At 59.8% G+C, this 23,272-nt stretch carries 17 protein-coding genes; 15 read left to right on the top strand and 2 right to left on the bottom strand.

What is annotated here, in order from left to right; translation table 11 throughout:
- Positions 1-221: 221 nt before the first annotated feature.
- Positions 222-1,328 carry a helix-turn-helix transcriptional regulator gene (locus ACA064_RS17225; RefSeq protein ID WP_497669202.1) on the bottom strand — a complete coding sequence of 369 codons (1,107 nt, stop codon included), beginning with the start codon at positions 1,326-1,328 and terminating at the stop codon, positions 222-224.
- Between the two features lie 232 nt (positions 1,329-1,560).
- On the opposite strand from ACA064_RS17225, the gene ACA064_RS17220 reads away from it, so the two are divergent.
- The 6 genes from ACA064_RS17220 to ACA064_RS17195 all read left to right on the top strand — a co-directional run bounded on the left by ACA064_RS17220 (position 1,561) and on the right by ACA064_RS17195 (position 9,186).
- Positions 1,561-2,445: a helix-turn-helix domain-containing protein gene (locus ACA064_RS17220; RefSeq protein WP_497669201.1), complete on the top strand. Its 885-nt coding sequence runs from the start codon at positions 1,561-1,563 to the stop codon at positions 2,443-2,445.
- A gap of 142 nt (positions 2,446-2,587) precedes the next feature.
- A complete protein-coding gene (locus ACA064_RS17215) occupies positions 2,588-3,946 on the top strand; it encodes a glutamine synthetase family protein (protein WP_497669200.1) in 1,359 nt (452 codons plus the stop codon).
- Between the two features lie 50 nt (positions 3,947-3,996).
- The gene (locus ACA064_RS17210) at positions 3,997-5,085 is read left to right on the top strand and encodes a polyamine ABC transporter substrate-binding protein (protein ID WP_497669199.1); all 1,089 of its coding nucleotides are present in this window, start codon (positions 3,997-3,999) and stop codon (positions 5,083-5,085) included.
- Positions 5,086-5,137: 52 nt separating this feature from the next.
- Positions 5,138-6,436: an NAD(P)/FAD-dependent oxidoreductase gene (locus ACA064_RS17205; protein ID WP_497669198.1), complete on the top strand. Its 1,299-nt coding sequence runs from the start codon at positions 5,138-5,140 to the stop codon at positions 6,434-6,436.
- A gap of 54 nt (positions 6,437-6,490) precedes the next feature.
- Positions 6,491-8,233, top strand: coding sequence for an amidohydrolase (locus ACA064_RS17200; RefSeq protein ID WP_497669197.1), 1,743 nt, complete (start codon positions 6,491-6,493; stop codon positions 8,231-8,233).
- Between the two features lie 176 nt (positions 8,234-8,409).
- Positions 8,410-9,186 carry a TorF family putative porin gene (locus ACA064_RS17195; RefSeq protein WP_497669196.1) on the top strand — a complete coding sequence of 259 codons (777 nt, stop codon included), beginning with the start codon at positions 8,410-8,412 and terminating at the stop codon, positions 9,184-9,186.
- 65 nt (positions 9,187-9,251) lie between these two features.
- On the opposite strand, the gene ACA064_RS17190 is transcribed toward ACA064_RS17195, so the two are convergent.
- On the bottom strand, positions 9,252-9,692 hold the full coding sequence (locus ACA064_RS17190) for a hypothetical protein (protein ID WP_497669195.1): 441 nt from the start codon (positions 9,690-9,692) through the stop codon (positions 9,252-9,254).
- Between the two features lie 543 nt (positions 9,693-10,235).
- Here ACA064_RS17190 and ACA064_RS17185 point away from each other — a divergent pair.
- From ACA064_RS17185 to ACA064_RS17145, 9 genes are all read left to right on the top strand, one after another.
- Entirely contained in the window at positions 10,236-10,745 is a 510-nt protein-coding gene (locus tag ACA064_RS17185; protein WP_497669194.1) for a sigma-70 family RNA polymerase sigma factor, read from the top strand.
- Positions 10,742-11,692, top strand: a complete 951-nt coding sequence (locus ACA064_RS17180; RefSeq protein WP_497669193.1) for a FecR domain-containing protein — start codon at positions 10,742-10,744, stop codon at positions 11,690-11,692. The genes ACA064_RS17185 and ACA064_RS17180 overlap by 4 nt, the downstream gene beginning before the upstream one ends.
- Positions 11,693-11,758: 66 nt before the next feature.
- Positions 11,759-14,182 carry a TonB-dependent siderophore receptor gene (locus tag ACA064_RS17175; protein WP_497669192.1) on the top strand — a complete coding sequence of 808 codons (2,424 nt, stop codon included), beginning with the start codon at positions 11,759-11,761 and terminating at the stop codon, positions 14,180-14,182.
- Between the two features lie 341 nt (positions 14,183-14,523).
- Entirely contained in the window at positions 14,524-15,900 is a 1,377-nt protein-coding gene (locus ACA064_RS17170) for a diaminobutyrate--2-oxoglutarate transaminase (RefSeq protein WP_497669191.1), read from the top strand.
- 289 nt (positions 15,901-16,189) lie between these two features.
- Entirely contained in the window at positions 16,190-17,974 is a 1,785-nt protein-coding gene (locus tag ACA064_RS17165; RefSeq protein WP_497669190.1) for an IucA/IucC family protein, read from the top strand.
- Positions 17,967-19,187 carry a type III PLP-dependent enzyme gene (locus ACA064_RS17160; RefSeq protein ID WP_497669189.1) on the top strand — a complete coding sequence of 407 codons (1,221 nt, stop codon included), beginning with the start codon at positions 17,967-17,969 and terminating at the stop codon, positions 19,185-19,187. The genes ACA064_RS17165 and ACA064_RS17160 overlap by 8 nt, the downstream gene beginning before the upstream one ends.
- The gene (locus ACA064_RS17155) at positions 19,184-20,611 is read left to right on the top strand and encodes a DHA2 family efflux MFS transporter permease subunit (RefSeq protein WP_497674267.1); all 1,428 of its coding nucleotides are present in this window, start codon (positions 19,184-19,186) and stop codon (positions 20,609-20,611) included. Before ACA064_RS17160 ends, ACA064_RS17155 begins: the two co-directional genes overlap by 4 nt.
- A 24-nt stretch (positions 20,612-20,635) precedes the next feature.
- Entirely contained in the window at positions 20,636-22,501 is a 1,866-nt protein-coding gene (locus ACA064_RS17150) for an IucA/IucC family protein (protein ID WP_497669188.1), read from the top strand.
- Positions 22,495-23,268 carry an HpcH/HpaI aldolase family protein gene (locus ACA064_RS17145; protein WP_497669187.1) on the top strand — a complete coding sequence of 258 codons (774 nt, stop codon included), beginning with the start codon at positions 22,495-22,497 and terminating at the stop codon, positions 23,266-23,268. Before ACA064_RS17150 ends, ACA064_RS17145 begins: the two co-directional genes overlap by 7 nt.
- The last annotated feature ends 4 nt before the right edge of the window (positions 23,269-23,272 follow it).

Genomic DNA, 23,272 nt, shown 5'->3' with positions numbered 1-23,272 from the left:
GTATCCGCAATCCCCCTGTAGGAGCTGCCGCAGGCTGCGATCTTTTGATCCTGCATTTGCGGCGCCGCCGAAAAGATCGCAGCCTGGCGGCAGCTCCTACGCCGACCGAGTACACCTGCGTTGTGGTGGGTGTCCGCAATCCCCCTGTAGGAGCTGCCGCAGGCTGCGATCTTTTGGGGGCATCCAGTGCTTAACTGACTGGTATTGGGACAAGCCCGTCCTCAACCCCCAATCAACCGTGTAAAGAGGTTGATCAGCTGCGCCTGGCGGGTGGTGCCGGTTTTGCGAAACAGTGCGCGCAGCTGAGTCCTCACAGTATTGATGGAGACATTCAGGCGCACGGCGCAGCCTTCCAAAGTCAGCCCCTGAGCCAGCAGTTCGGCCAGTCGGTGTTCGGCCGGGCTGAGCTGGAAAAGCTCGGCCAGCAACGGGCTGGGCAAGCGGTGTTCCAGAAGTGCCAGCAGCACCAATGGCTGGTTGAAGTGACGGTTGTAGCCGGCGTTGGCGGGAACCGGAGTGACCAGCAGTTCTTGCGATTCACTGGTGTCAAGGCGCAGCCAGCCAGCCTGGCGCTTGCCGTCTTTGCCCGCGGCACGGCGGATAAGTGTCCGCAGGCGAGTGTCTTGAGTGGTGCTGTGCAGGTGGGCGAATTTTTCAAACAGCGGTGAACCACTCAGGCTCATGTGCCGTGCGGCCTGATTGCAGTGCAGCACCTGCCCCTCGCCATCGAGCAGCCAGAGCGGGGCCGTGTGATGGTCCAGCAGCAGGTCGCGCTTGGCCAGATCCAGTTCCAGGCAGTTGATCCTGGCAGACAGTTTGACCGCCTTGAGCAGGTGCGGGGTGATTCGCTCCAGCAGCGCAAAATGCCGGGCAGAGGGAGAGGGGGCACCGACCTCGTGGAGTGCGGTCAGGTAGATGCCCGAGTCGGCCTGCTCATCGAGCCTCACGCTGGCGACATTGTGCAGCCCATGGGGCAGGCGGGACGCCTGATCATCCGGGTCTTGCAGGGCATGCTCGGCGCCGAAATCGATGAGTTCGTTGTACCAGCAACCCAAGGTGCGGGAATCCCTGAAATCAAGACCAGGGGCCAGCTGCCAGGACTGCTTCTGGAAGCCGTTCAATCCTGCAGAAGTGCAGAAGTTTATGGTCGTCGCCGCTTGAGCTTCGCGTTTCTGGTAACTGGCCTGGAACAAACAAATCTGCTGATGACCACTGGCCTCGACCAGTCGTTCCAGCAAGGGCTGCCAGGTTGTCGTGTCCAGCGCACACTCGTAGCACAGGTCGACGAGTTCGTCGTACAACTGCTGTTCGCGTACTTGAGTCACCATGTCTGAGTGAGCCTGCCGCCTTAAAGGAACACACTTCAACAATGATGGCCTATTGCTTTCTATGCATCAAGGTCGGTTGCATTTGCAACGCAGGGGCTTGCACTGAGCGCGTGGTCAGTCGCCAGCTCTGTGTCTTGCACTGCTTTTTCCGCGCTGCTAGGGTGCGCTCACAATAATTAACACTGACCCTGTCCTCGCGTGTCTGCGCAGGGATACAAGGAAGGAACATCCCATGCAGATTCAATCCCACGACACTGCGGATGTGGATCAGCAACTGGTCATCGCCGGTTGGCAAGAGCATTACCAACAGATGTCACCCGGTTATTTCCAGGGCAAGGTCGTGCACATGGAGCTGGGTGGGGTTGAGGTGTATGAAGAGCGGATGAACACGCGAATCGAGCAGCATTTCCATGCGCCCGCGGATTCACTGGTCTTCAGTTTCGATACTCGCAATGGCTCGCTGTACTTACTCAACGAAGAAACCCAGAACACCTGGATCACCCCGGAAAACTACAAGGAAGTGGCAGTGGTGATCGGTCCGCAGTACCTGAAACAACTCGACTGCCTGAATCTGAGCCGCCTTGATGGTTTGTTTCTGACTCCACTGGTTTCCCAGCAGAGCCAGGTCTTCGGCCGCTGGTTGAGCAGCACCCTGCAACAGCTGGTCTCGGCGCAGCCGCCGGTGGCCGAGGAGGGGCTGGCACAGCAACTGGTCGACGATTGCCTGTATATCCTCGACTGTCCGAGCCGGACCCTGGATCGCGCCAGCCAGAAACACTTGGCCCATGATCGGCGGTTGATTCAGCGGGTGTTCGATCTGGTTATGGCCTGCCCGCAAGAGCATTTCAATGTGCTGCAACTGGCCAATGGCGCCGGGGTATCGGTGCGGCAATTGCAGCAGAGCTTTACCTCCTTTACCGGAGTGTCTCCCAGCCAGTGGCAGCGGTTGCGTCGATTGAACTTCGCGCGCCGCGATCTGCTGCGCACCTGCGCGGGTGAAACCACCGTGGCGGAAATCGCCATGCGCTGGTCATTCTGGCACCTGGGGCGTTTCTCCGAGGCCTATCGCGGGCTATTCGGCGAGCTGCCCAGCTGCACCCTGATGCGCCGCCGCTGAGTGCTTTGTTTGTGCCCCAAAATGAGGCATTAACAAAGCCGCAAATCGGATAGAAGCCGACACCCTCCCGATTGCACTATCACCTCGAAGCATGGAACCGGGCAGCCATGGGGCGCCCGGGCATTTCCCTGTACGAGGCGTTATGAAAGGCAATCTGGACCGACTGAGCCATTGGCTCAAAGAAAACAAAATCACTGAAGTCGAGTGCCTGATCTCTGATCTGAGCGGCATTGCCCGGGGCAAAATATCCCCGACCAACAAGTTCCTCAACGAGCAGGGCATGCGCCTGCCGGAGAGTGTTCTGTTGCAGACAGTCACCGGCGACTATGTCGAAGACGATATCTACTATGAGCTGCTCGACGCGGCGGATATCGACATGCACTGCCGCCCCGACCAGGACGCGGTATTCCTGGTGCCATGGGCCCTGGAGCCCACCGCTCAGGTGATCCACGACACCTATGACAAGCAGGGCAATCCGATTGAACTGTCGCCGCGCAATATCCTGAAGAAGGTCTTGCGGCTCTATACCGAGCGCGGCTGGAAGCCGATCATCGCGCCGGAAATGGAGTTCTACCTGACTCAGCGCAGCCCTGATCCGGACTACCCGCTGAAACCGCCGATCGGCCGTTCCGGTCGCCAGGAAACAGGACGTCAGTCTTACTCGATCGAAGCGACCAACGAGTTCGATCCGCTGTTCGAAGACATGTATGACTGGTGCGAAGCCCAGGGGCTGGATCTGGATACCCTGATTCACGAAGAAGGCACCGCGCAGATGGAGATCAACTTCCGTCACGGTGACCCGTTGCACCTGGCCGATCAGATCATCGTCTTCAAGCGCACCCTGCGCGAGGCCGCCCTGAAACACGATGTCAGCGCCACCTTCATGGCCAAGCCGATGACCGGCGAGCCGGGCAGCGCCATGCATTTGCACCAGAGCGTGGTGGACCTGGAAACCGGCGTATCGGTGTTCTCCAATGCCGATGGCAGCATGAGTGAGTTGTTCATGCAGCACATTGGCGGGTTGCAGCAATACATTCCCGAAACCCTGCCGCTGTTCGCGCCCAATGTGAATTCGTTCCGGCGGTTTCTGCCCGATACCTCGGCGCCGGTCAACGTCGAGTGGGGCGAGGAGAACCGTACGGTGGGCCTGCGGGTGCCGGATTCGGACCCGCAGAATCGTCGGGTGGAAAACCGCCTGGCCGGTGCGGATGCCAACCCGTATCTGGCCGTGGCAGCGAGCCTGTTGTGCGGTTACGTGGGCATGGTCGAGGGCATCGAGCCCAGCCCTGCAGTGGTCGGCCGTGGTTATGAGCGGCGCAATCTGCGCCTGCCGCTGACCCTGGAGGCGGCACTGGAGCGCATGGAGCAGTCGAGCATGACCAAAGAGTACTTGGGCCAGCGTTTCACCAAAGGCTTTGTCGCGGTCAAGCGGGTCGAGCACGAGAACTACAAGCAGGTCATCAGCTCCTGGGAGCGGGAGTTCCTGTTGCTTAGCGTCTAGCTCGATGCGTTGAACACATTCTCGAATGTACCCACAGTAAGGACATCTGAATGAGACCTTTCGCCCTGAAACTCCTGCTCACGGCACTCTGCGCTCTGGCCGGCCCGGCCTCGGCGCAACAGCTGGTGAATATCTATAACTGGACCGATTACATCGCTGAAACCACCCTCGTGGACTTCCAGCGGGACACCGCAATCAAGCCGGTGTATGACGTTTTCGACTCCAATGAAACCCTCGAAGGCAAGTTGCTGGCCGGGCATACCGGCTATGACGTGGTGGTGCCAAGCAATCACTTCCTTGGGCGGCAGATCAAGGCCGGCGCCTTCCAAAAACTCGACAGGGCGCAGCTGCCCAACTGGAAGAATCTCGATCCGGTGTTGATGCAGCGCCTGCAAGCCAACGATCCGGGCAATCAGTACTCGGTGCCGTATTTGTGGGGCACCAATGGCATTGGCTACAACGTCGAGAAGATCAAACAGGTGCTGGGGGTCGAGACCATCGATTCCTGGAGCACGCTGTTCGAAGTCGAGAACCTGAAGAAGCTGCAAGCCTGTGGCGTGGCCTTTATGGACTCGGCGGACGAAGCCTTGCCGGCGATGCTCAATTACCTGGGGCTCGATCCCAACAGCACGCGGATCGAGGATTACAAGGTCGCCGAGCGCAAGCTGATGACCTTGCGTCCTTACATCACCTATTTCCATTCCTCCAAATATGTCTCGGATCTGGCCAACGGCAACATCTGCATCGCCTTCGGCTATTCGGGTGATGTGTACCAGGCCATCCAGCGCGCCGAGGAGGCCGGGAACGGGGTGAAGATTGCTTATGCCGTGCCGAAGGAGGGCGGCAACCTCTGGTTCGATATGTTGGCGATTCCGGCCGATGCCAAGAACCCCGAACAAGCCCTGGCGTTTATCAACTACCTGCTCAAGCCCGAAGTGATTACCAAGGTCAGCGAGTATGTCGGCTATGCCAATGCCAACACCCAGGCCACGGCGCTGATGACTGAAGACATCACCGCCAATCCATCGATCTACCCGCCCGAATCGGTGCAGGCCAAGCTCTACGTTTCGACGGAGCTGCCTCCCGACGTCATGCGCTGGATGAATCGCTCCTGGAGCAAGCTCAAGTCCGGTCGTTAACCCCTGCGCCGGGTATCGACTTGCGCCCGGCAATTGATAGGCAGTACCCCTTATGACGTCCATGTTTTCTGCACCGCAGACGTATTACAGCGCCACCCGCAATCGTCAGCTCGACTGCCCGCCCCTTGAAGGCCAGGCACATGCTGATGTGTGCATCGTCGGTGGCGGTTTTACCGGGTTGAATACGGCAATCGAACTGGCTGAGCGCGGTCACTCGGTGATCGTTCTGGAAGCGCACCAGATTGCCTGGGGCGCCACCGGGCGCAATGGCGGTCAGTTGATTCGTGGCATTGGTCACGACCTTGGTGCCCACGAAAAATCCATTGGCAGCGAAGGCGTAAAGATTCTCGAGCAATTGGGCCTGGACGCGGTTGATCTGGTCCGCCAGCGCGTGCAGCAGCATGGCATCGAATGCGATTTGCGCTGGGGGCACTGTGAGCTGGCCAACACCCCGCGGCATTTCCAGAGCCTGCTGGCGGAGCAGGAGGCGCTCACAAGGCAGGGATATCCACACAAGGTCGAGCTGGTGGAACAGCGCGACATGCATCGGGTAGTCAGCTCCGATCGTTATGTCGGCGGCTTGATCGACGAAGGCTCGGGGCATCTGCATCCGCTCAACCTGGCGTTGGGCGAGGCCGCTCTGGCCCAATGTCTGGGGGTGCGCTTGTGCGAGAACAGCGCGGCCATTCGAATCGAATATGGCAAGTGCATTCGAGTGCACACGGCCAAGGGTGTGGTGCATGCCAAGACCCTGGTACTGGCCGGCAATGCGCATCTGGGTGACCTGGAACCGGCACTCAGCGGCAAGGTGCTGGCGGCCGGCAGCTATGTCGTCGCGACTGAACCCTTGAGCGCGGCCCTGGCCGAGACCCTGATACCGGCTAACCGGGCGCTGTGCGATCAGCGTGTGGGTCTCGATTATTATCGCTTGTCGGCGGATCGCCGACTGTTGTTTGGCGGCGCCTGTCACTACTCCGGGCGGACCCCAAAGGATATCGCCGGTTACATGGGGCCGAGAATGCTCGAGGTGTTTCCGCAGCTGGCGGCTAAACGCATCGACTTTCAATGGAGCGGAATGATTGGCATCGGTGCCAACCGCTTGCCGCAGATCGGTCGCTTGAAGGAGCAGCCGAATGTGTTCTATGCCCAGGCTTACGCCGGACACGGAATCAACACCACGCACATGGCGGCAAAGTTGGTGGCTGAAGCCATCAACCTCGAACACAGCCAGGGTTTCGATCTGTTCGCCCGCGTACCGCACATGACCTTTCCCGGCGGAAAATTGCTGCGTTCGCCGTTGTTGGCACTGGGTATGTTCTGGTACCGGCTCAAGGAAATCGCCGGCCACTGATGGGTTCAGGGGCCAATAGCAACACCAGGATAAAAACAATAAGAGGATGATCAGATGAAGCGATTTACCCCGTGCCTGTTGGCGGCGATGTTAACGCTGCCCTCGTTGCAGGCCATGGCCGCGGCTGACCTGGTACTGACCAATGGCAAGGTGTTTACCGGGATTCCCGGTCAATCCCTGGCCAAGGCGGTGGCGGTCGAACACGGCAAAATCCTCAGGGTCGGCAGCGATGCAGAGATCAATGCCCTGGCCGATGGGCAGACCCAGCGCATTGACCTGGCGGGCAAGGTGCTGATGCCTGGAATGATTGATACCCATAGTCACCCGGTAGTTGCCGCCTTCGACAGCCTGGGTGCCAACCTGCTGGACGAAGTAAAGCCGCTGCCGGAGCTTGAGCAATGGATCATCGAGCAGGATCAGGCGGGGCGCGCGCGTGCCGGTGACGTGATCAGCATTGCCGGGGTCAGCTCGGCCTATTGGGAGCAAAGCCGAGAACTGGGCAAACGCTTCAATCAAGGGCGTTGGGCCGAGCAGCCGATGGTCCTGAGCGGAATTGACGGTCATACCGGCTGGGCCAACAACGCCATGCTCAAGCGGCTGAAGATCGACGCCGCGCTGGTCAAAAGCCTGCCGGAGAATGAACTCGGTTATGTCGGCCACGAAGCGGACTTCACGCCCACCGGGTTTTTTACCGAGTCTCGCTGGGATCAGATTCGCAGCCAGCTTCCCGCGCCCAGCAACGAGGTGATGCTCAAGGCTGCCCGCGAGGCTGTGAAGGTCAACAATCAGTATGGCGTCACCGCCTGGATGGACGCGGCGGCGAATGCCGGCAGTGGCGATTCGTTGTTCGATTTCAAAGCAACCGAGCAGAGTTACGGCGTGCTACCGCTCTACCGCACGCTGGCAGAGCAGGGCGAGCTCAGCGCCCACGTCGCTGCTCTGCTGCTGGCCAATCCCAAAAGCCGGCCGGCCGATCTGGAGGTGCTGGCCAAGGTGATGAAGCAATTCGAGGGCGTGCCCAACTTGAGCTTCCCGGGCATCAAGGTGTTTGCCGATGGCGTCCTGGAGTATCCGGGGCAGACCGCGGCGGTCATCGTTCCCTTCAACAACAGTCATAAAAACGGACAGCTGTTGATCGACCCCGCGCACTTTGGTGAGCTGGTGGTGGCGGCGGAAAAACGCGACTGGATCGTGCACATGCATGCGGTCGGCGACCGTGCGGTGCGTGAGTCGCTTAATGGCTTTGAATATGCGCGCAAGCTCAATCCGGCGCCGGTGGCCCATAGCATCAGCCATCTGCAAATGGTCAACCCCAAGGAGTTTCCACGCTTCAAGCAGCTTGGGGTGATCGCCTCGATGCAACTGCTGTGGGCCACCGGCGAGAGTTACACCGTGGAGCTGGTCAAACCTTATATCAGCGCCTTTGCCTATGGGTACCAGTATCCAGCCAGGTCCTTGCACAGCGCTGGAGCGGTCATCGCCGGTGGCAGTGACTGGCCGGTGTCCGGTCCCAATCCGTGGAACGCCATTGCCCAGGCCAGTACCCGCAAAGGTCCCTTGGGTGTGCTGAATGCCAAGGAAAGCATCGATCGACTGAGCATGTTCTACGCCTACACCATCAACGCCGCCAAAGCCCTGCGCCTGGACCGGCAGATCGGTTCGCTGGCGCCCGGTAAACAGGCCGATCTGATCATCCTCGACCGTGATGTGTTCAAGGTCAGCGACGATGAGTTGTTCGAGACCAAGGTCCTGAAGACCTTTTTTGCCGGTAAGCAGGTTTACGCCCCCGACGCCTGACCACCATGCCATACACCTGACGCCGCGATCCCTGTGGGAGCGAGCTTGCTCGCGATGAACGTTAACGATAACGCGTACTTCCTGGATAAACGCGCTGCCCTTGAATCCATCGCGAGCAAGCTCGCTCCTACAAAAAAACCGAAAACCTGCACATCCATAAAAACAAGAGAACCGATATGAACGCATTATCTGCCTTCGTGCTTGCCGGCCTTGCATTGTCGCCACTGATCAACGCCCAGGCGCTGGAACTCAGCGACAACTTCACCCTGACCATCGCGCCAGTGCTGGTCAGTGATTATCGCAGTAGCGGCATTTCGCAAACCCAGGGCGATCCTGCCGCGCAATTGGCGATCACCCTCAGCCACTCCAGCGGCCTGTATGCCGGCGTCTGGACTTCGAATGTCGATTTTGGCTACGACTCCAGCACCCGCCAGGAGCTTGAGTACTACGGCGGTTATTTCTGGCAAATCAGCGACGACATCAGCCTGGATACCTTCTACACGAAGTACGACTTCCCCCGTGAAAGCCAGTACAACCAGAGCGACATCCAGTCCACCCTGGATGTGTACGGTGTTCTACTCGGCGGCAAGTACGCCAACAACATGAAAGGCCCGGACTACGAGGATGAGCAGGGCAATTTCCAGAAGGGCAAAAAAGACGAGGACTTTGCTTCGGTGTTTATCGGCTACCGCACGGTGCTGCCTGCTGAAATCGGCCTGGAAGCGCGCTATGAATTCGTCGACTACAAGGACGAGGTGTTCTTCAGCGCCAATGGCGACAGCCGCGCCGACTACCGCGATTGGGAGATCAAGCTCAGCCGTGACTTGGTCGGCATCACCTGGGGGCTGAGCTATATCGATACCGACCTGTCGAAAGTCGAGTGTCTGAGCTTTACCGGTTTCGACGACCTGTGTGGCGCAACGCTAGTGGCGAGTGCTGGCAAGACGTTCTAAGGGATACACCCACAAGATCGCAGGTGCACACGGTCGGCGTAGGAGCTGGCGAAGCCTGCGATCTTTTAGCGGTTCTGCAGATTGCCGAGAATCAAGATCAAAAGATCGCAGCCTGCGGCAGCTCCTACGGGGGATTGTGTGTATTCGGCAGATCTATGCCAAACACGGTCGGCGTAGGAGCTGGCGCAGCCTGCGATCTTTTGGCGGTTCTGCAGATTGCCGAGAATCAAGATCAAAAGATCGCAGCCTGCGGCAGCTCCTACGGGGGATTGTGTGTATTCGGCAGATCTATGCCAAACACGGTCGGCGTAGGAGCTGGCGCAGCCTGCGATCTTTTGGCGGTTCTGCAGATTGCCGAGAATCAAGATCAAAAGATCGCAGCCTGCGGCAGCTCCTACGGGGGATTGTGTGTATTCGGCAGATCTATGCCAAACACGGTCGGCGTAGGAGCTGGCGAAGCCTGCGATCTTTTGGCGGTTCTGCAGATTGCCGAGAATCAAGATCAAAAGATCGCAGCCTGCGGCAGCTCCTACGGGGGATTGTGTTTATTCGGCAGATCTATGCCAAACACGGTCGGAGTAGGAGCTGGCGAAGCCTGCGATCTTTTGGCGGTTCTGCAGATTGCCGAGAATCAAGGTCAAAAGATCGCAGCCTGCGGCAGCTCCTACAGGGGATTGCGGACACCCAGGACATTGCAGGTGTACGCAACCGGCGAGGGAAACCCACGACATTGCAGGTGCACACAGGCGGTGTGGGGTTGGCAGGCACCCACGATACTGCAGGTGCACACGGTCGGCGTAGGAGCTGGCGCAGCCTGCGATCTTTTCTGCGGACACCACAATCGCCAAGATCAAAAGATCGCAGCCTGCGGCAGCTCCTACGCACCACCAGCCTCGAAGGACCAGTGCTTTCAGGGGAAAAGGCTTAACCCCCGCTCAGACCTTGCGACCCATCCCGGCCAATGAATGCATAAAAGAGCTTGGTTTGTTGTACTGTTACTAATTAGAATGAATCTCATTTAAATTATTCCTTGGCCCAGGTTTCCATACATGAGTAATACCGCGATGCCAACGGCACAAACCCTCCACGACCTGTACCGCGACCATCGTGGCTGGCTGGAGGGCTGGTTGAGGCAACGCATGGGAAATGGCTGTGATGCGGCGGACCTGAGCCAGGATACGTTCATGCGGGTCCTCGCCAGCTCCCAGCGGATTGCCGACTTGCATGAACCACGGGCGTATTTGCTGACAGTGGGCAAGCGGCTGCTGAGCAATTTCTACCAGCGTCGCAGCCTGGAGCAGGCTTACCTGAATGCTCTGGCGCTTTTGCCTGAGGACAGTGCACCGTCTCCCGAGGAACGCTGGCTGCTGCTGGAAACCCTGCAAGTACTGGACGAATTGCTCGACGGGCTGCCGACGGCGGTACGCCGGGCGTTTCTCTGGAGCCAACTGGAAGGCCTGGGGTATCAACAGATCGCCGAGCGTTTGCGGGTGTCGGAACGCACCATCAAGCGCTATATGGCGCAAGCCTACGAGCATTGTCTATTGGTAGAGCTGTGATCAATCCGGCGCCCTCGGCCGAAGCCCGCCAAGTGGCGCGGGCCGCCGCGCAGTGGCTGGCATTGATGGAGTCCGGCGGCGCGAATGAACAGGATCGAGCCGCGCTGCAGCACTGGCGCGACAGCTGTGCCAGTCACGAACAGGCCTGGCAGAAGGCTCAACTCTTACGCCAGCGCTTTGCCGCACTGCCTTCGGCACTGGCCATGGGCAGCCTGGACCGCCCGGATTCGGGCCGGCGCAAGGTGCTTAAACGCGCCTTGGGCGCGGCGGTGCTGGTGCCGTCTGCCTGGATGCTCAGTCGGCAACTGCCCCTGGATGTCTGGCGCGCCGACCTGCACACCGCCACCGGGGAGCGCAAGCAGGTAGTGCTGGCCGATGGCAGCACCCTGCATCTCAATACCGCCACTGCCGTCAATGTCGATCTGCCGAGCCGGCGCCTGACGCTGGTGGCCGGCGAAATGGCGCTAAAGGTGTCAGGGGCTTCACTACTAACGATCCAGACCCACTACGGACAGGTCATCGTCAGTCAAAGCGAGATCTGTGTTCGCCAGAATTCGCTCGGCTGCCGGGTGTCGGTGCTCAACGGCAAGGTGCAATTGCGGCCCTTGCAAGGGCCGGCATTGACGTTGCGCGGCAGTCAGCAGGTCAACCTGCTGGCCACGGGCGTGGGCGCGGTGGAGCCATTCGATGTGCTTGCGCCGGGTTGGCGCGAGGGCGTGTTGATGGCGCAGAACCAGCCGCTGGGGGATTTTTTGCGCGAGCTGAGCAGTTATCGGCCGGGCGTGCTGCGCTGGGAACCGGAGCTTGAGTCGCTGCGGGTCACCGGCAGTTTCCGCCTCGAGGACACCGATCGCATTCTCTCGTTGCTGGCCGCCAGCCTGCCGCTGGAGGTGCATTCGCGTACTCGTTATTGGGTCACGCTGCTGCCGCGAAAAAATACTGTGTAAAGCCTGTCCCCTTTTTTCGCTTCGCTTGTCATTAAGGCAAGTGAAACGAAATCAGAGAGATTCTCAATGCCACCATCGATGCCCTGCAGTACGCGTCTGGCTTCTTCCAGGTTGCGCCCGTTGTTGCACCTGAGTCTGCTGTTGAGTCTGAGTGCCTGCCCTTTGTTTGTCTCGGTCAGTTCGGCCGAAGACGGCCCTCGGCGCAGCTACCAGGTGCCCGCAGGTAGCCTCAGCGCCGCGTTGACCCGCTTCGCCGGCCTGGCCGGAGTGAACCTTTCGGTGGACCCCGCGCTGGTCAGCGGTCGCAACAGTCCCGGGCTTTCCGGGGAGTACGCGGTCGAGGAGGGCTTTGCCCGGTTGCTGCAGGGTTCCGGTCTGCAACTGCAGCCGGCGGGCGAGCAGGCGTACACCCTGACCCCGGCGCCAGAAGGCAGCAGCCTGCAACTGGCCCCCACCTCGATTCTCGGTGCCACTGACTCGGCGGGCGGCGATCCGTATGCCGGCGGCCAGGTCGCGCGCCGCGGTTCGCAAGGCTTGCTGGGCTCGCGAGACTTTATGGAAACGCCGTTCAGCATGACCACCTACACCAGCGAGGCGGTCAAAAACCTGCAGGCTCGTACCTTGGGCGATCTGATCGCCAGCGATCCCTCGGTTCGCGCCACCAACCCGGCGGGTGGGCGTTATGAGCAGTTCACCATTCGCGGGTTGAGCCTGTTCAACAGTGACGTCGCCTACAACGGTCTCTACGGCATCCTGCCGACCTATACGATCGACATGGAGATGGCCGATCGCGTCGACGTCATCAAAGGCCCGACCCAGCTCATCAACGGCATCTCGCCGCGGGGCAGCGTGGGTGGCGGGATCAACGTGGTGCCCAAGCGCGCGACCGACAAGCCCATCACTTCGTTTACCGGTATGTACGCTTCCGACAGCCAGGTCGGTGGTGCCGTGGATGTGGGCCGGCGCTTCGGTGAAGACAACAAATTCGGTATTCGTTTCAACGGCGTGAAGCAGTCCGGTGACACCGAATGGGATCATCAGAACATCGACCGCGAGATGGCCGTGCTGGGCCTGGATTTTCGCGGTGAACGCCTGCGGCTCTCGACGGATATCGGGCGCACCGAGCGTGATACCGACGCGCCGCAGGAACGCGTGCAGGTCGGCCCCAACGCGCGGGTTCCGCATGCCAGCGATGTGCGCCGCAACTATGCGCAGCCCTGGAGCAAGGCGAGTACCAACGACACTTTCGGCACGGTGAACGGCGAATTCGATGTCAGCGATTCCGTCATGCTGTACGGCGGCGTGGGCGCGCGCAAAAGTAATCATGACTTTCTCCGGCATGCCGTTGCGGTCACCAACAACGCTGGCGATTTCAGCGTTCAGCCGCGTGACTTCACCCGTGACGAAAATGTCCGGACGGCCACGGCAGGGGTGCGCAACTGGTTCCATACCGGCCCGGTGAGCCATGAAGTCAACCTGGCTGCCAGCTATTTCTACATGGACTTCGAAAATGGCGGCGCCCGTTATGGGTCGGCCCCCAGCAACATCTATGACCCGGTGGTAACACCGACCCCGAACATTGCCACGCGATCGGATGACAAGGTCTACACCGAGAACCGCTCTAGCGGCGTGGCGTTGTCCGACACCCTGGGTTTCTTCGATGACCGGCTGCTGCTGACCCTCGGCGCCCGCTGGCAGCGGGTGAAGGTTGACGACTGGAAGAATAACGTTAAAGGCGCCACCGCCTACGATGAGGAAAAGGTTTCGCCGTCGGGCGGCATCCTGTTCAAGGCCACCGATAAGCTGTCGCTGTATGCCAACTACATGGAAGGCCTGAGCCAGGGCAAGATCGCGCCGACGACCTCGGTGAACAGCGACGAGATCTTCCCGCCGTTCATCAGCCGCCAGGTCGAGGTGGGCGCCAAGTATGACGCGGGTCCGTTCGCCGTGACTGCTGCGGTGTTCCGGATCAAGCAGCCGGCCTACGAGACCAACGCCACGACGCGCGTCTTCGGCCCGAACGGCAAGCGTGAAAACACCGGTGTGGAACTGAGTGTGTTCGGTGAGCCGCTCAAAGGTTTCCGTCTGCTCGGCGGTGTCATGTACATGGACAGCGAGTTGAACGACACCACCAATGGCACCTTCGACGGCAACCGGGCGCCTGCCACGCCGAAATACAACGTCAACCTGGGCGCCGAGTGGGACGTGCCGAGCGTCCAGGGCCTGACCCTGACCAGCCGCGGCCTTTATTCCAGCTCGCAGTTTCTGGACCAGTCCAACAACAAGGAAATCGATTCCTGGGAGCGTTTCGACGTGGGCGCACGCTACGGGTTCAAGGTCGACGAAAAGAACATCACCCTGCGTGCCAATGTCGAGAACGTGGCGAACAAGGCCTACTGGAGTTCTGCCGGGGCCTCGGATGACAGCGAGCCTGGCTTGACGCTGGCGACCCCGCGCACCTTACTCCTTTCGGCGACCGTGGACTTCTGATTCGACCATACCGAGTCGCAAACTTGCTGCCCGCGGGTCGCCTTATGGCGATCCGCAGGGCATGCATAACCGACAGAGTTCAATGATGTTACTTTGCAATCATCCGTTTGTTTAAGTTGTAATGATCATCATGAAATAAGGAATTATTACTGTAGGTAATTTCTTATTTGATTATGAACTTTTCATCGAATACCAAGTCAGCGACTTGGTTTTATCTGTGCCCGGATTATTCTCGGGATGCCACTAATTGTGTTGAAACATGCAGTTAGTTCGGAAATATCTTGCCATATGCAATTGATAATGATAATAATTCCGTTATGGATCTTATCAGGAGTCGACATATGTTTAGTGAAAGCTTATTGCAGTCTGCTCAACTTCATCGAAGTAACGCCGACTATCTGGTGCGTCAAGGCAAGTTCGAATCCAATGTCCGCAGCTATCCGCGCAAACTGCCTTTGGCTATTGCCAAGGCGCAGGGCGTATGGGTAACGGATGTTGAAGGGAAGACCTACCTTGATTGCCTGGCTGGAGCTGGCACTTTGGCATTGGGGCACAATCATGATGAAGTTGTCGGCAGTATCAAAAACTTCCTGGCGTCGGGAATGCCCATGCATACCCTCGACCTCACGACTCCGCTGAAAGATGCCTTCAGTGAAGCACTGCTGGCCTTGCTGCCGGGCAATGGGCGCGACTACTGCCTGCAGTTCTGCGGGCCCTCCGGCGCCGACGCCGTAGAAGCGGCCCTCAAGCTGGCGAAAACCGTCACCGGGCGCAGCAACATCATCAGCTTCTCGGGCGGCTACCATGGCATGACCCATGGTGCGCTGGCGGTGACCGGCAATACCGGGCCGAAGAACGCCATCCACACGCTGATGGCGGGCGTCCAGTTCCTGCCGTATCCCCATGAATACCGTTGCCCGCTGGGCATTGGCGGAGACGCCGGGGTGCAGGCCCTCAGCTACTACTTCAGGCAATTTATCGAAGACGTCGAAAGCGGTGTCTCCTTGCCGGCAGCGGTGATCCTCGAGGCCATCCAGGGCGAGGGTGGAGTGAATCCCGCGCCAATCGCCTGGTTGCGCAAGATCCGCGAAGTGACCCAAAAGCACGGCATTGTGCTGATCGTCGATGAAGTACAGACCGGTTTTGCCCGTACCGGCGACATGTTTGCTTATGAGCAGGCCGGCATCGAGCCCGATATCATCGTGATGTCGAAGGCCATTGGTGGCGGATTGCCCCTGGCGCTGCTGGGCATCAAGCACCAGTTTGACGCCTGGGCGCCGGGCAACCACAGCGGCACCTTCCGTGGCAATCAGATGGCCATGGCCACCGGCATGGCGACCCTCAGGGTCCTGCAGGAACAGGATCTGCCGGCTCAGGCTGCGCAGCGCGGCGGCTGGCTGAAACAGCAGCTGATGCTGTTGCAGCAACGCTATCCGGCACTCGGCCAGGTACGGGGTCGCGGGCTGATGCTGGGGATCGAAATTGTCGACGAGCGCCAGACGCCGGATGCGCTGAACAGCTTCCCGATGGATGCAGCGCTGGCCGTAGCCATTCAACAACACTGCTTCAAGCAAGGCTTGTTGCTCGAACGCGGCGGACGCAACGGCAACGTGGTGCGCCTGCTGCCTCCTTTGATTATTGACGACGAGCAGTGTGGCCTGGTTATCGCCCGATTCGAGAAAGGGCTGACTTCGGCACTGGCACAACTGCGGGCGTGATGATTGTTACTGCACATCCAGCTTAACTAATTGATTGTCGAGACGAACCGCTTATATCCAGTGAAATCCGGCTATTTGCCGACGCTTTGCTGCGCGCCGAATCTCTTCAATAAAGATGACATGACGTATTACTTCCGGCGTGTGCGGGTCGAGCCGAAGTTGAATTACTCCGGTCGCGATAGAAGTTAGCGCTGGGATGGCACATTGATTTTCGATGGTGTTAAAAGGCCACTTAGACTTCATCGCTAAATAGCGTACCGGTGTCCTCAAATGCTACTGCGGAGCAGAAATGAATAATCCCGATCGAGCAATTTTATCCAGGATAGTCAGTGAGTCGGCGACCGCCCATGCCTTGCTTAATTGTCTGATAAAAGAGTTCGCACTACCCGAAGACTGCCTGAGTTATGCCTGGCCGCAAGACATGAATGGCATTGCGCCAGGAAGTTATTTCGACGGTGCCGACTTGAAGGGCATCCCGCTGACCATCAGCCTGCCCAACCAGCAGCAATTTTTTGTGCTGGTCGATCGTCGTGACCTGCTCGGCAGTCATCGTTATCTGTCCGATGTCTATGCCCGGCAGGAAAATGACTCATGGCTGTGCCCGGATTTCCCGGCTTTCGCCGAACAGTTGCTGACAGCCTGCGAGTACATGACCAGCGCAAGTAACGATGAGCTGATGAATCAGATCCTGCAGAGCCAGGGCCTGACGGCAGACATAGTCCGGCACAATCTGGCAGCCAAGTGCCCGGATCCGCTGAGCAGTTATCTGGCCAGTGAACAGGGTCTGTGGTTTGGTCACCCGAACCACCCGGCACCCAAGGCCCGGCTGTGGCCGGAGCATCTGGCACAGGAAACCTATGCCCCGGAATTCCAGGCCCGCACCCCGTTGCACCTGTTCGAAGTGCCGCTGGAAGGGCTGAGCATCGGCGCCAATGGCCTGAGCGATGCGCAAGTGCTGGCCGGTTTTGCCGATCAGAGCCCGGCGCGGGCAGGGCACGCCATCATCTGCATGCATCCGGTGCAGGCAGAGCTGTTCATGCAGGATGACCGGGTGCAGCATCTGTTGCAGTCCGGCGCTATCGTCGATCGCGGCGCCACGGGGCTGATGGCCAATCCCACTGCTTCGATTCGCACCTGGTATATCGAGGGTCATGAGTACTTCATCAAGGGCTCGCTGAATGTCCGTATCACCAACTGCGTGAGGAAAAACGCCTGGTACGAACTGGAAAGCTCACTGATTATCGACCGGCTATTCCGCACATTGCAGCGAAGGCAACCCGAGACCCTGGGCGGGCTTTCGGTGGTGGCCGAACCGGGCCTGTTGAGTTGGGCTCCAGAGCTCGCCAGCGAGGTTGATGGCAACTGGTTCCGCGAGCAAACCGGGGCGATCCTGCGGGAGAACTTCTGCCTCGATACCGGTACCGACTGCAGCATCATGGCCGGCACCTTGTTCGCCCGCGGGCTGCATTTGCGGCCGCTGGTGCATGAATTCCTGCAGCGCTTCAACGGTAATGACATCAGCGACAAGCAGCTGTTGAGCTGGTTCAGCGACTACCAGGCGCTATTGCTGCGCCCGGTGCTGGCGCTGTTCTTCAATCATGGCATCGTGATGGAACCGCATTTGCAGAACAGCGTGCTGAACCATGACAACGGTCGTCCGCAACAGCTGCTGCTGCGGGATTTCGAGGGGGTCAAACTCACCGATGAGCTGGGTATCTCGCGGATTGATTCCGAGATTCACCCGCGGGTTCGCCAATCGCTGCTCTATTCCCGCGAGCAGGGCTGGAACCGCATCGTCTACTGCCTGTTCGTCAACAACCTTTCCGAAGCCGTGCTGGCCCTGAGTTGGGAACGCCCGCACCTGGCGCCGTTGATGTGGCAGCGCGTCGAGCAGCAACTGGTGAGCATTCGCGGCGAGTTGAAGGGTGCCGCGCCAGAGCTGGACGCACTGATCGCCGGCCAGCCGATCGCCTGCAAAACCAACCTGAAAGTCCGTCTGGCAGCCAAGGCCGATCGCCAGGCCAGCTACGTCAGTCTGGTGTCCCCGTGGGGCAAGGCGGCCAATCATGGATAAGCTACCCGCAGCGGTGCTGGCCGCGATTGATCAGGCGCGAGTGCAGCATGAAGACCCACTGGCACTGTTCATCTACGATCTGGACGCGCTGAAACAGCACGTCACTCAGGTGATGGCGGCCTTGCCCGCAGGCGTCGAGCTGTATTACGCCATCAAGGCCAACAGCGAAGCGCAAATCCTCTGCGCTCTGGCACCGCTGGTGGACGGGTTCGAGATCTCCTCCGGTGGTGAAATCGATCGCCTCAAGGACTGTCCGACGCCCAAGCCTTTTGTCTTCTCCGGCCCCGGCAAACTGAATTCCGACCTGCGTGCGGCATTGCAGCAGCAGGTCGAAGCCATTCACATCGAAAGCCTGAATGAAATCGCTCGTCTGCAGCGCCTGGCGCAACAGGCCGGACGGGTCCAGGCGGTCTATCTGCGGGTCAACCCTGAACTGCCGCCGCCGCTTTCCAGCAAACTGGCGATGGCCGGCGTGGCGACTCCGTTCGGGATCGATGAGTCGGAATTGGCGCTGGCGGTACATCAGGTCGACAAGGCCAGCCATTTGTTGCTCAAAGGTTTCCATGTCCATGCGATGTCCCATCAGCCGCTGGTGGAACGCCATGAACAGTTGCTCGATCTCTACCTGCAGCGCTGGCCGCAATGGAAAGCCCTGTCGGCAAACCCTGAGCAGATCACCCATCTCAATGTCGGCGGTGGCATCGGCGTCAATTATCTCGGCGCGCAGCAGTTTGATTGGCAGCGGTTGTGTGCGCACTTGGGGCAGAGCCTGGCGGCCTGTACCGATGCGCCGATCGTGCGCTTTGAACCCGGTCGTTTCATCAGCGCCTTCTGCGGTTACTACGCCATTGAAGTGCTGGATATGAAAGTCAGCCACGGCAAGCACTTCCTGGTATGTCGTGGCGGTACCCACCAGTTCCGCCTGCCGGTCGCCCAGGGGCATGATCACCCGGTCATTCATCTGCCCAGGCTAGCCCGGACGGCGGCCATGGTGGCGCAGGCCTGGACCATCGTCGGCCAGCTCTGCACGCCCAAGGATGTACTGAGTCGCGATTGCCCGCTCAGGGGCGTCAGTATCGGCGACATGCTGGTGCTGCCGCTGGCGGGTGCCTATGGTTACAACATCTCCCATGCCGATTTCCTCTGTCATCCACGACCGCCGCAACTGTTCCTCGGAGCAACGCCAGACACGGGAGTCACGCAGTGCGATTGACGGTGACAGCGCCGCGCTGGTTGGTAGTGGTCAATGTGCTGCTGGGCACGCTGACGGTGAGCCTGAACAACAGTTCGCTCAACCCGGCGCTGCCGGCGTTCATGAGCGCCTTCGATATCGGTCCGCTGCTGGCGACCTGGATCGTTGCCGCATTCATGGTGAGTATGGGTATGACCATGCCCCTGACCAGCTTTCTCGCCCAGCGGGTGGGGCGCAAGCGCCTTTACCTGTGGGGCGTGGCGCTGTTTGTCTGCGGGTCGCTCCTAGGGGCAATGGCCAACTCCATCGCGCTGGTGATTGCCGCCCGCGTGGTGCAGGGCATTGCCAGCGGGCTGATGATCCCGCTGTCGCTGGCGATCATCTTCTCGGTCTATGCCAAGGGCGAGCGGGGCAGGGTTACCGGTTTGTGGGGCGCGGCGGTGATGCTGGCGCCGGCGCTGGGGCCCTTGTGCGGCAGCCTGATGCTGGAGTGGTTCAGCTGGCGTTCGTTGTTCCTGATGAATGTACCCATAGGCGTCATAGCGCTAGTTCTCGGTATCGGTGTGCTTCCCGCCTCCGAAGCGAGCGAGCGCAAGCCTTTCGACCTGGCAGGCTATCTGCTGATCGCCACAGGCATCGGCCTGCTGATGGTCGCCATCGGCCGCCTGCGCCATGCCCAAGCGCTGCTCGATCCGCTCAACCTTGGCATGTTGCTCGTGGCCATCCTGTGTCTGGTGGCCTTTGTGCGGCTGGAACTGCGCCGGCCGGCACCGCTGCTTAACCTGCGGATCTTTGCCCTGCGCGGTTATCGCCTGAGCGTGATTATCGCCGTGGTGCAGTCGGTCGGCATGTTCGAGTGCCTGGTCTTGCTGCCGCTGCTGATTCAGCTGGTGTTGGGCTACAGCGCCATCTGGACCGGCCTGGCACTGCTGTGTACGGCGGTGTTCGCCAGCCTGTTCGGGCATATCGGCGGCAGGCTGCTGGACCGCCATGGTCCCCGCGGCGTGGTGTTCTGGGGCCTGCTGCTGACCGGCGCCTCCACGCTGGCCATGGGCATGCTCGGTAGCGAGGCGACGATCGGGATGATCTTTGTCCTGATGATGGTCCGAGGCGCCGGGCTGGGGCTGTCTTACATCCCCGTTACCACCGCCGGGCTCAATGCCCTGCCTGAAGCGATGGTCACCCAGGGCGCGGCGATGAACAACATCTCGCGGCGCCTGGTGGCATCGCTGGCCATCGTGATCGCCTCGCTCTGGTTGGAGTTTCGTCTGGCCGCCGAGGCGGGAGGCGCGACTTCTCAGGCAGGCACCCTCGCGGCCATCAGCGAGGTTTTCATCGCGACCGGCATTTTGATTCTGCTGGCCTTGCCCTGTGCCTGGCGTTTTCCGGTTCGCGCATCCGACGAGCCGACGCAAGCGCTGCCAAAGGCCATCGAACAACCCTGAATTTTTGACTTGTAAGGTATCAATATGACCACTTCTTCACCGGCAACACAGCAGTCCCCAGGTTCTGCGTCAGGCTTCTGGTTGGCAAATGCCGACGCCCGGCACTCTCAGCAAGTAGAGCAGCGCGTAGTGGGGCAACTGCTGCAAACCCTGCTGTACGAAAATGTGCTGCCATACCGCCATTCGCCATTGGCGGACAACCAGCAGCACTTTATCGTCAACGGTATCGATGCACAGCAGCAGGGCGTGGAGTACCACTGCAACGGCTTGCTCAGTGCCAGCTTTGAGCTGATCCGCCTCGATTGCGCCAGCCTGGAGCGTGTGGATGCCGCGGGTGTACGCAGCAAGCCGCAGCTGCATCAGGCGTTGGCCGAGTTGTTGAGCGAACTTCAGGACAGCCCGCATCTGCCGCGTTTCACCCATGAACTGGAGCAGACCTTGCTCAAGGATTTGCAGTCGCGCAGCCAGCATTACCGCGCGGCGAAACCGGCTCATGAACTGGATGTCGATGCGCTGGAACAGCATTTCATGGACGCCCATAGCTATCACCCCTGCTACAAATCGCGCATCGGCTTCTCGCTGGCGGATAACGCTCGTTTCGGTCCGGAGTTCGCCGCGCCGATTGCCATTGTCTGGCTGGCGGTGGCCAAGTCCAGCGGGGTGATGAACCATTCGCGGCACCTGAGTTTCGACGCCTTTATCCAGCAGGAGTTTGGCCCTCAGCGCTGGCAGCAGCTGTCCACGACACTCACCAGCCAGGGCAAGGCACTGGATGATTACTGGCTGATCCCGGTACATCCATGGCAGTGGGAAAATATCATTACGCCGACCTTCTACCCGGAGTTGCTCAGCGGCGAGCTGGTCTATCTGGGAGCGTCGGATGATCGCTATCAGGCGCAGCAGTCGATCCGTACCCTGGCCAATGTCAGCGAAAAACAGCGGCCCTATGTGAAGCTGGCGCTGAGCATTACCAACACCTCGAGCACGCGCATCCTGGCCCGGCACACGGTCATGAACGGGCCGATCATCACCGACTGGTTGCAGCAGTTGATTGCCAGCGACAGCACGGCTCGGGACCTCGGCTTCGTGATCCTCGGTGAAGTGGTCGGCGTCAGCTTCGATTATCAGCACCTGCCCACCACCCGGATGGCCCAGGCCTACGGCACCCTGGGAACCCTGTGGCGCGAAAGCATTCACCAGTATCTGCAGGATGATGAGCAGGCGGTGCCTTTCAACGGTTTGAGCTCGGTGGAAAATCGTTATGCGCAGGCTGAGCAGGCACCCTTCATCGGCGCCTGGATTGCCCAATACGGCCTGCAAGCCTGGACCCGACAACTGTTGCAGGTCACGGTCCCGCCGATCATTCACATGCTATATGCCGAAGGCATCGGCATGGAGTCCCATGGACAGAACATCGTCCTGATCGTCAAGCAGGGATGGCCGCAACGCATTGCGCTGAAAGACTTCCATGACGGCGTACGTTATTCGCCGCAGCATCTGGCGCGCCCGGAACTGTGCCCGACCCTGGTGCCGCTGCCCGCCAGCCACGCCAAGCTCAACCGCAACTCGTTCATCCTCACCGACGATGTGAATGCGGTTCGCGACTTCTCTTGTGATTCGTTCTTCTTCATCTGCCTGGCCGAGCTGGCGATCTTTCTGCATCAGCAGTACCAGCTTGAGGAAGCCACGTTCTGGCAGATGACGGCTGAGGTGATCATCGGTTATCAGGCCGAGCACCCGCAGCACCAGGCGCGTTACGCGCTGTTTGATGTGTTCGCGCCTTTCTATGAAGTGGAAGAGCTGACCAAGCGCCGGTTGTTGGGCGATGGCGAAAGTCGGATCAAAGCCGTGCCTAATCCGCTGCATGCTTTCCGGCCGCAAGCATGCTGAGGACCAATCAGCTCAAGGTGAAGCTCGGCGCGGGTGAGCCGGCTTACGGCCTGATCAGTTCGATTCCTTCGCCGGCGGCCATTGAGCTGATTGCCGAAGCCGGATTCGATTTCGTGATCATCGATATGGAACACGTGCTGATCAATCCCGAAACCGTCGAGAACATGATCCGCACCGCGGAGAGCTACGCCATCACGCCACTGGTGCGGGTGGCGGATCTCAATCCGAAAACCATGCTGCGCCTGCTCGATGGCGGGGCCCAGGGCATCGTCCTGCCGATGATTGAATCGCCCGAGCAGCTCGCCGAGAGCATTCGCGCCTGCAAATACCATCCGCTGGGCAGCCGCAGTTTGAATGCCGGACGCCCCGGGACATTCGGCAAGCACAGCCTGGCTGAGTACATCAGCTTGGCCAACGACCAGATCATGCTGGTGGCGATGATCGAAAGTGCCGAAGGGGTGCGACGCGCGGCTGAGATTGCCGCTGTGCCAGGCCTGGACCTGATCCTGGAAGGTGCTGCCGATTTATCGCAGTCGCTGGGCATGCCCTGGCAGATCGACCGGCCAGAAGTGCAGCAAGCGCTGCTCGCCAGTTGGCAGGCAGCCACTGCTGCGGGCGTGCCGTACTGCGCCATTCCACGCCAGCCTGGCGACCATGAACGCTGGTTGGCTCGGGGCGTAAATAGCTTTGTTTTGGGGGACGAACGCGGCATCGCCTTTCGCGCCCTTCAGGCCAGATTGGCCACCATTTCAGTAGAAGGAAAGTAATCGA

The sequence above is a fragment of the Pseudomonas sp. LBUM1658 genome (assembly GCF_059716055.1).
This window is presented reverse-complemented; position numbering and strand designations above follow the sequence as displayed.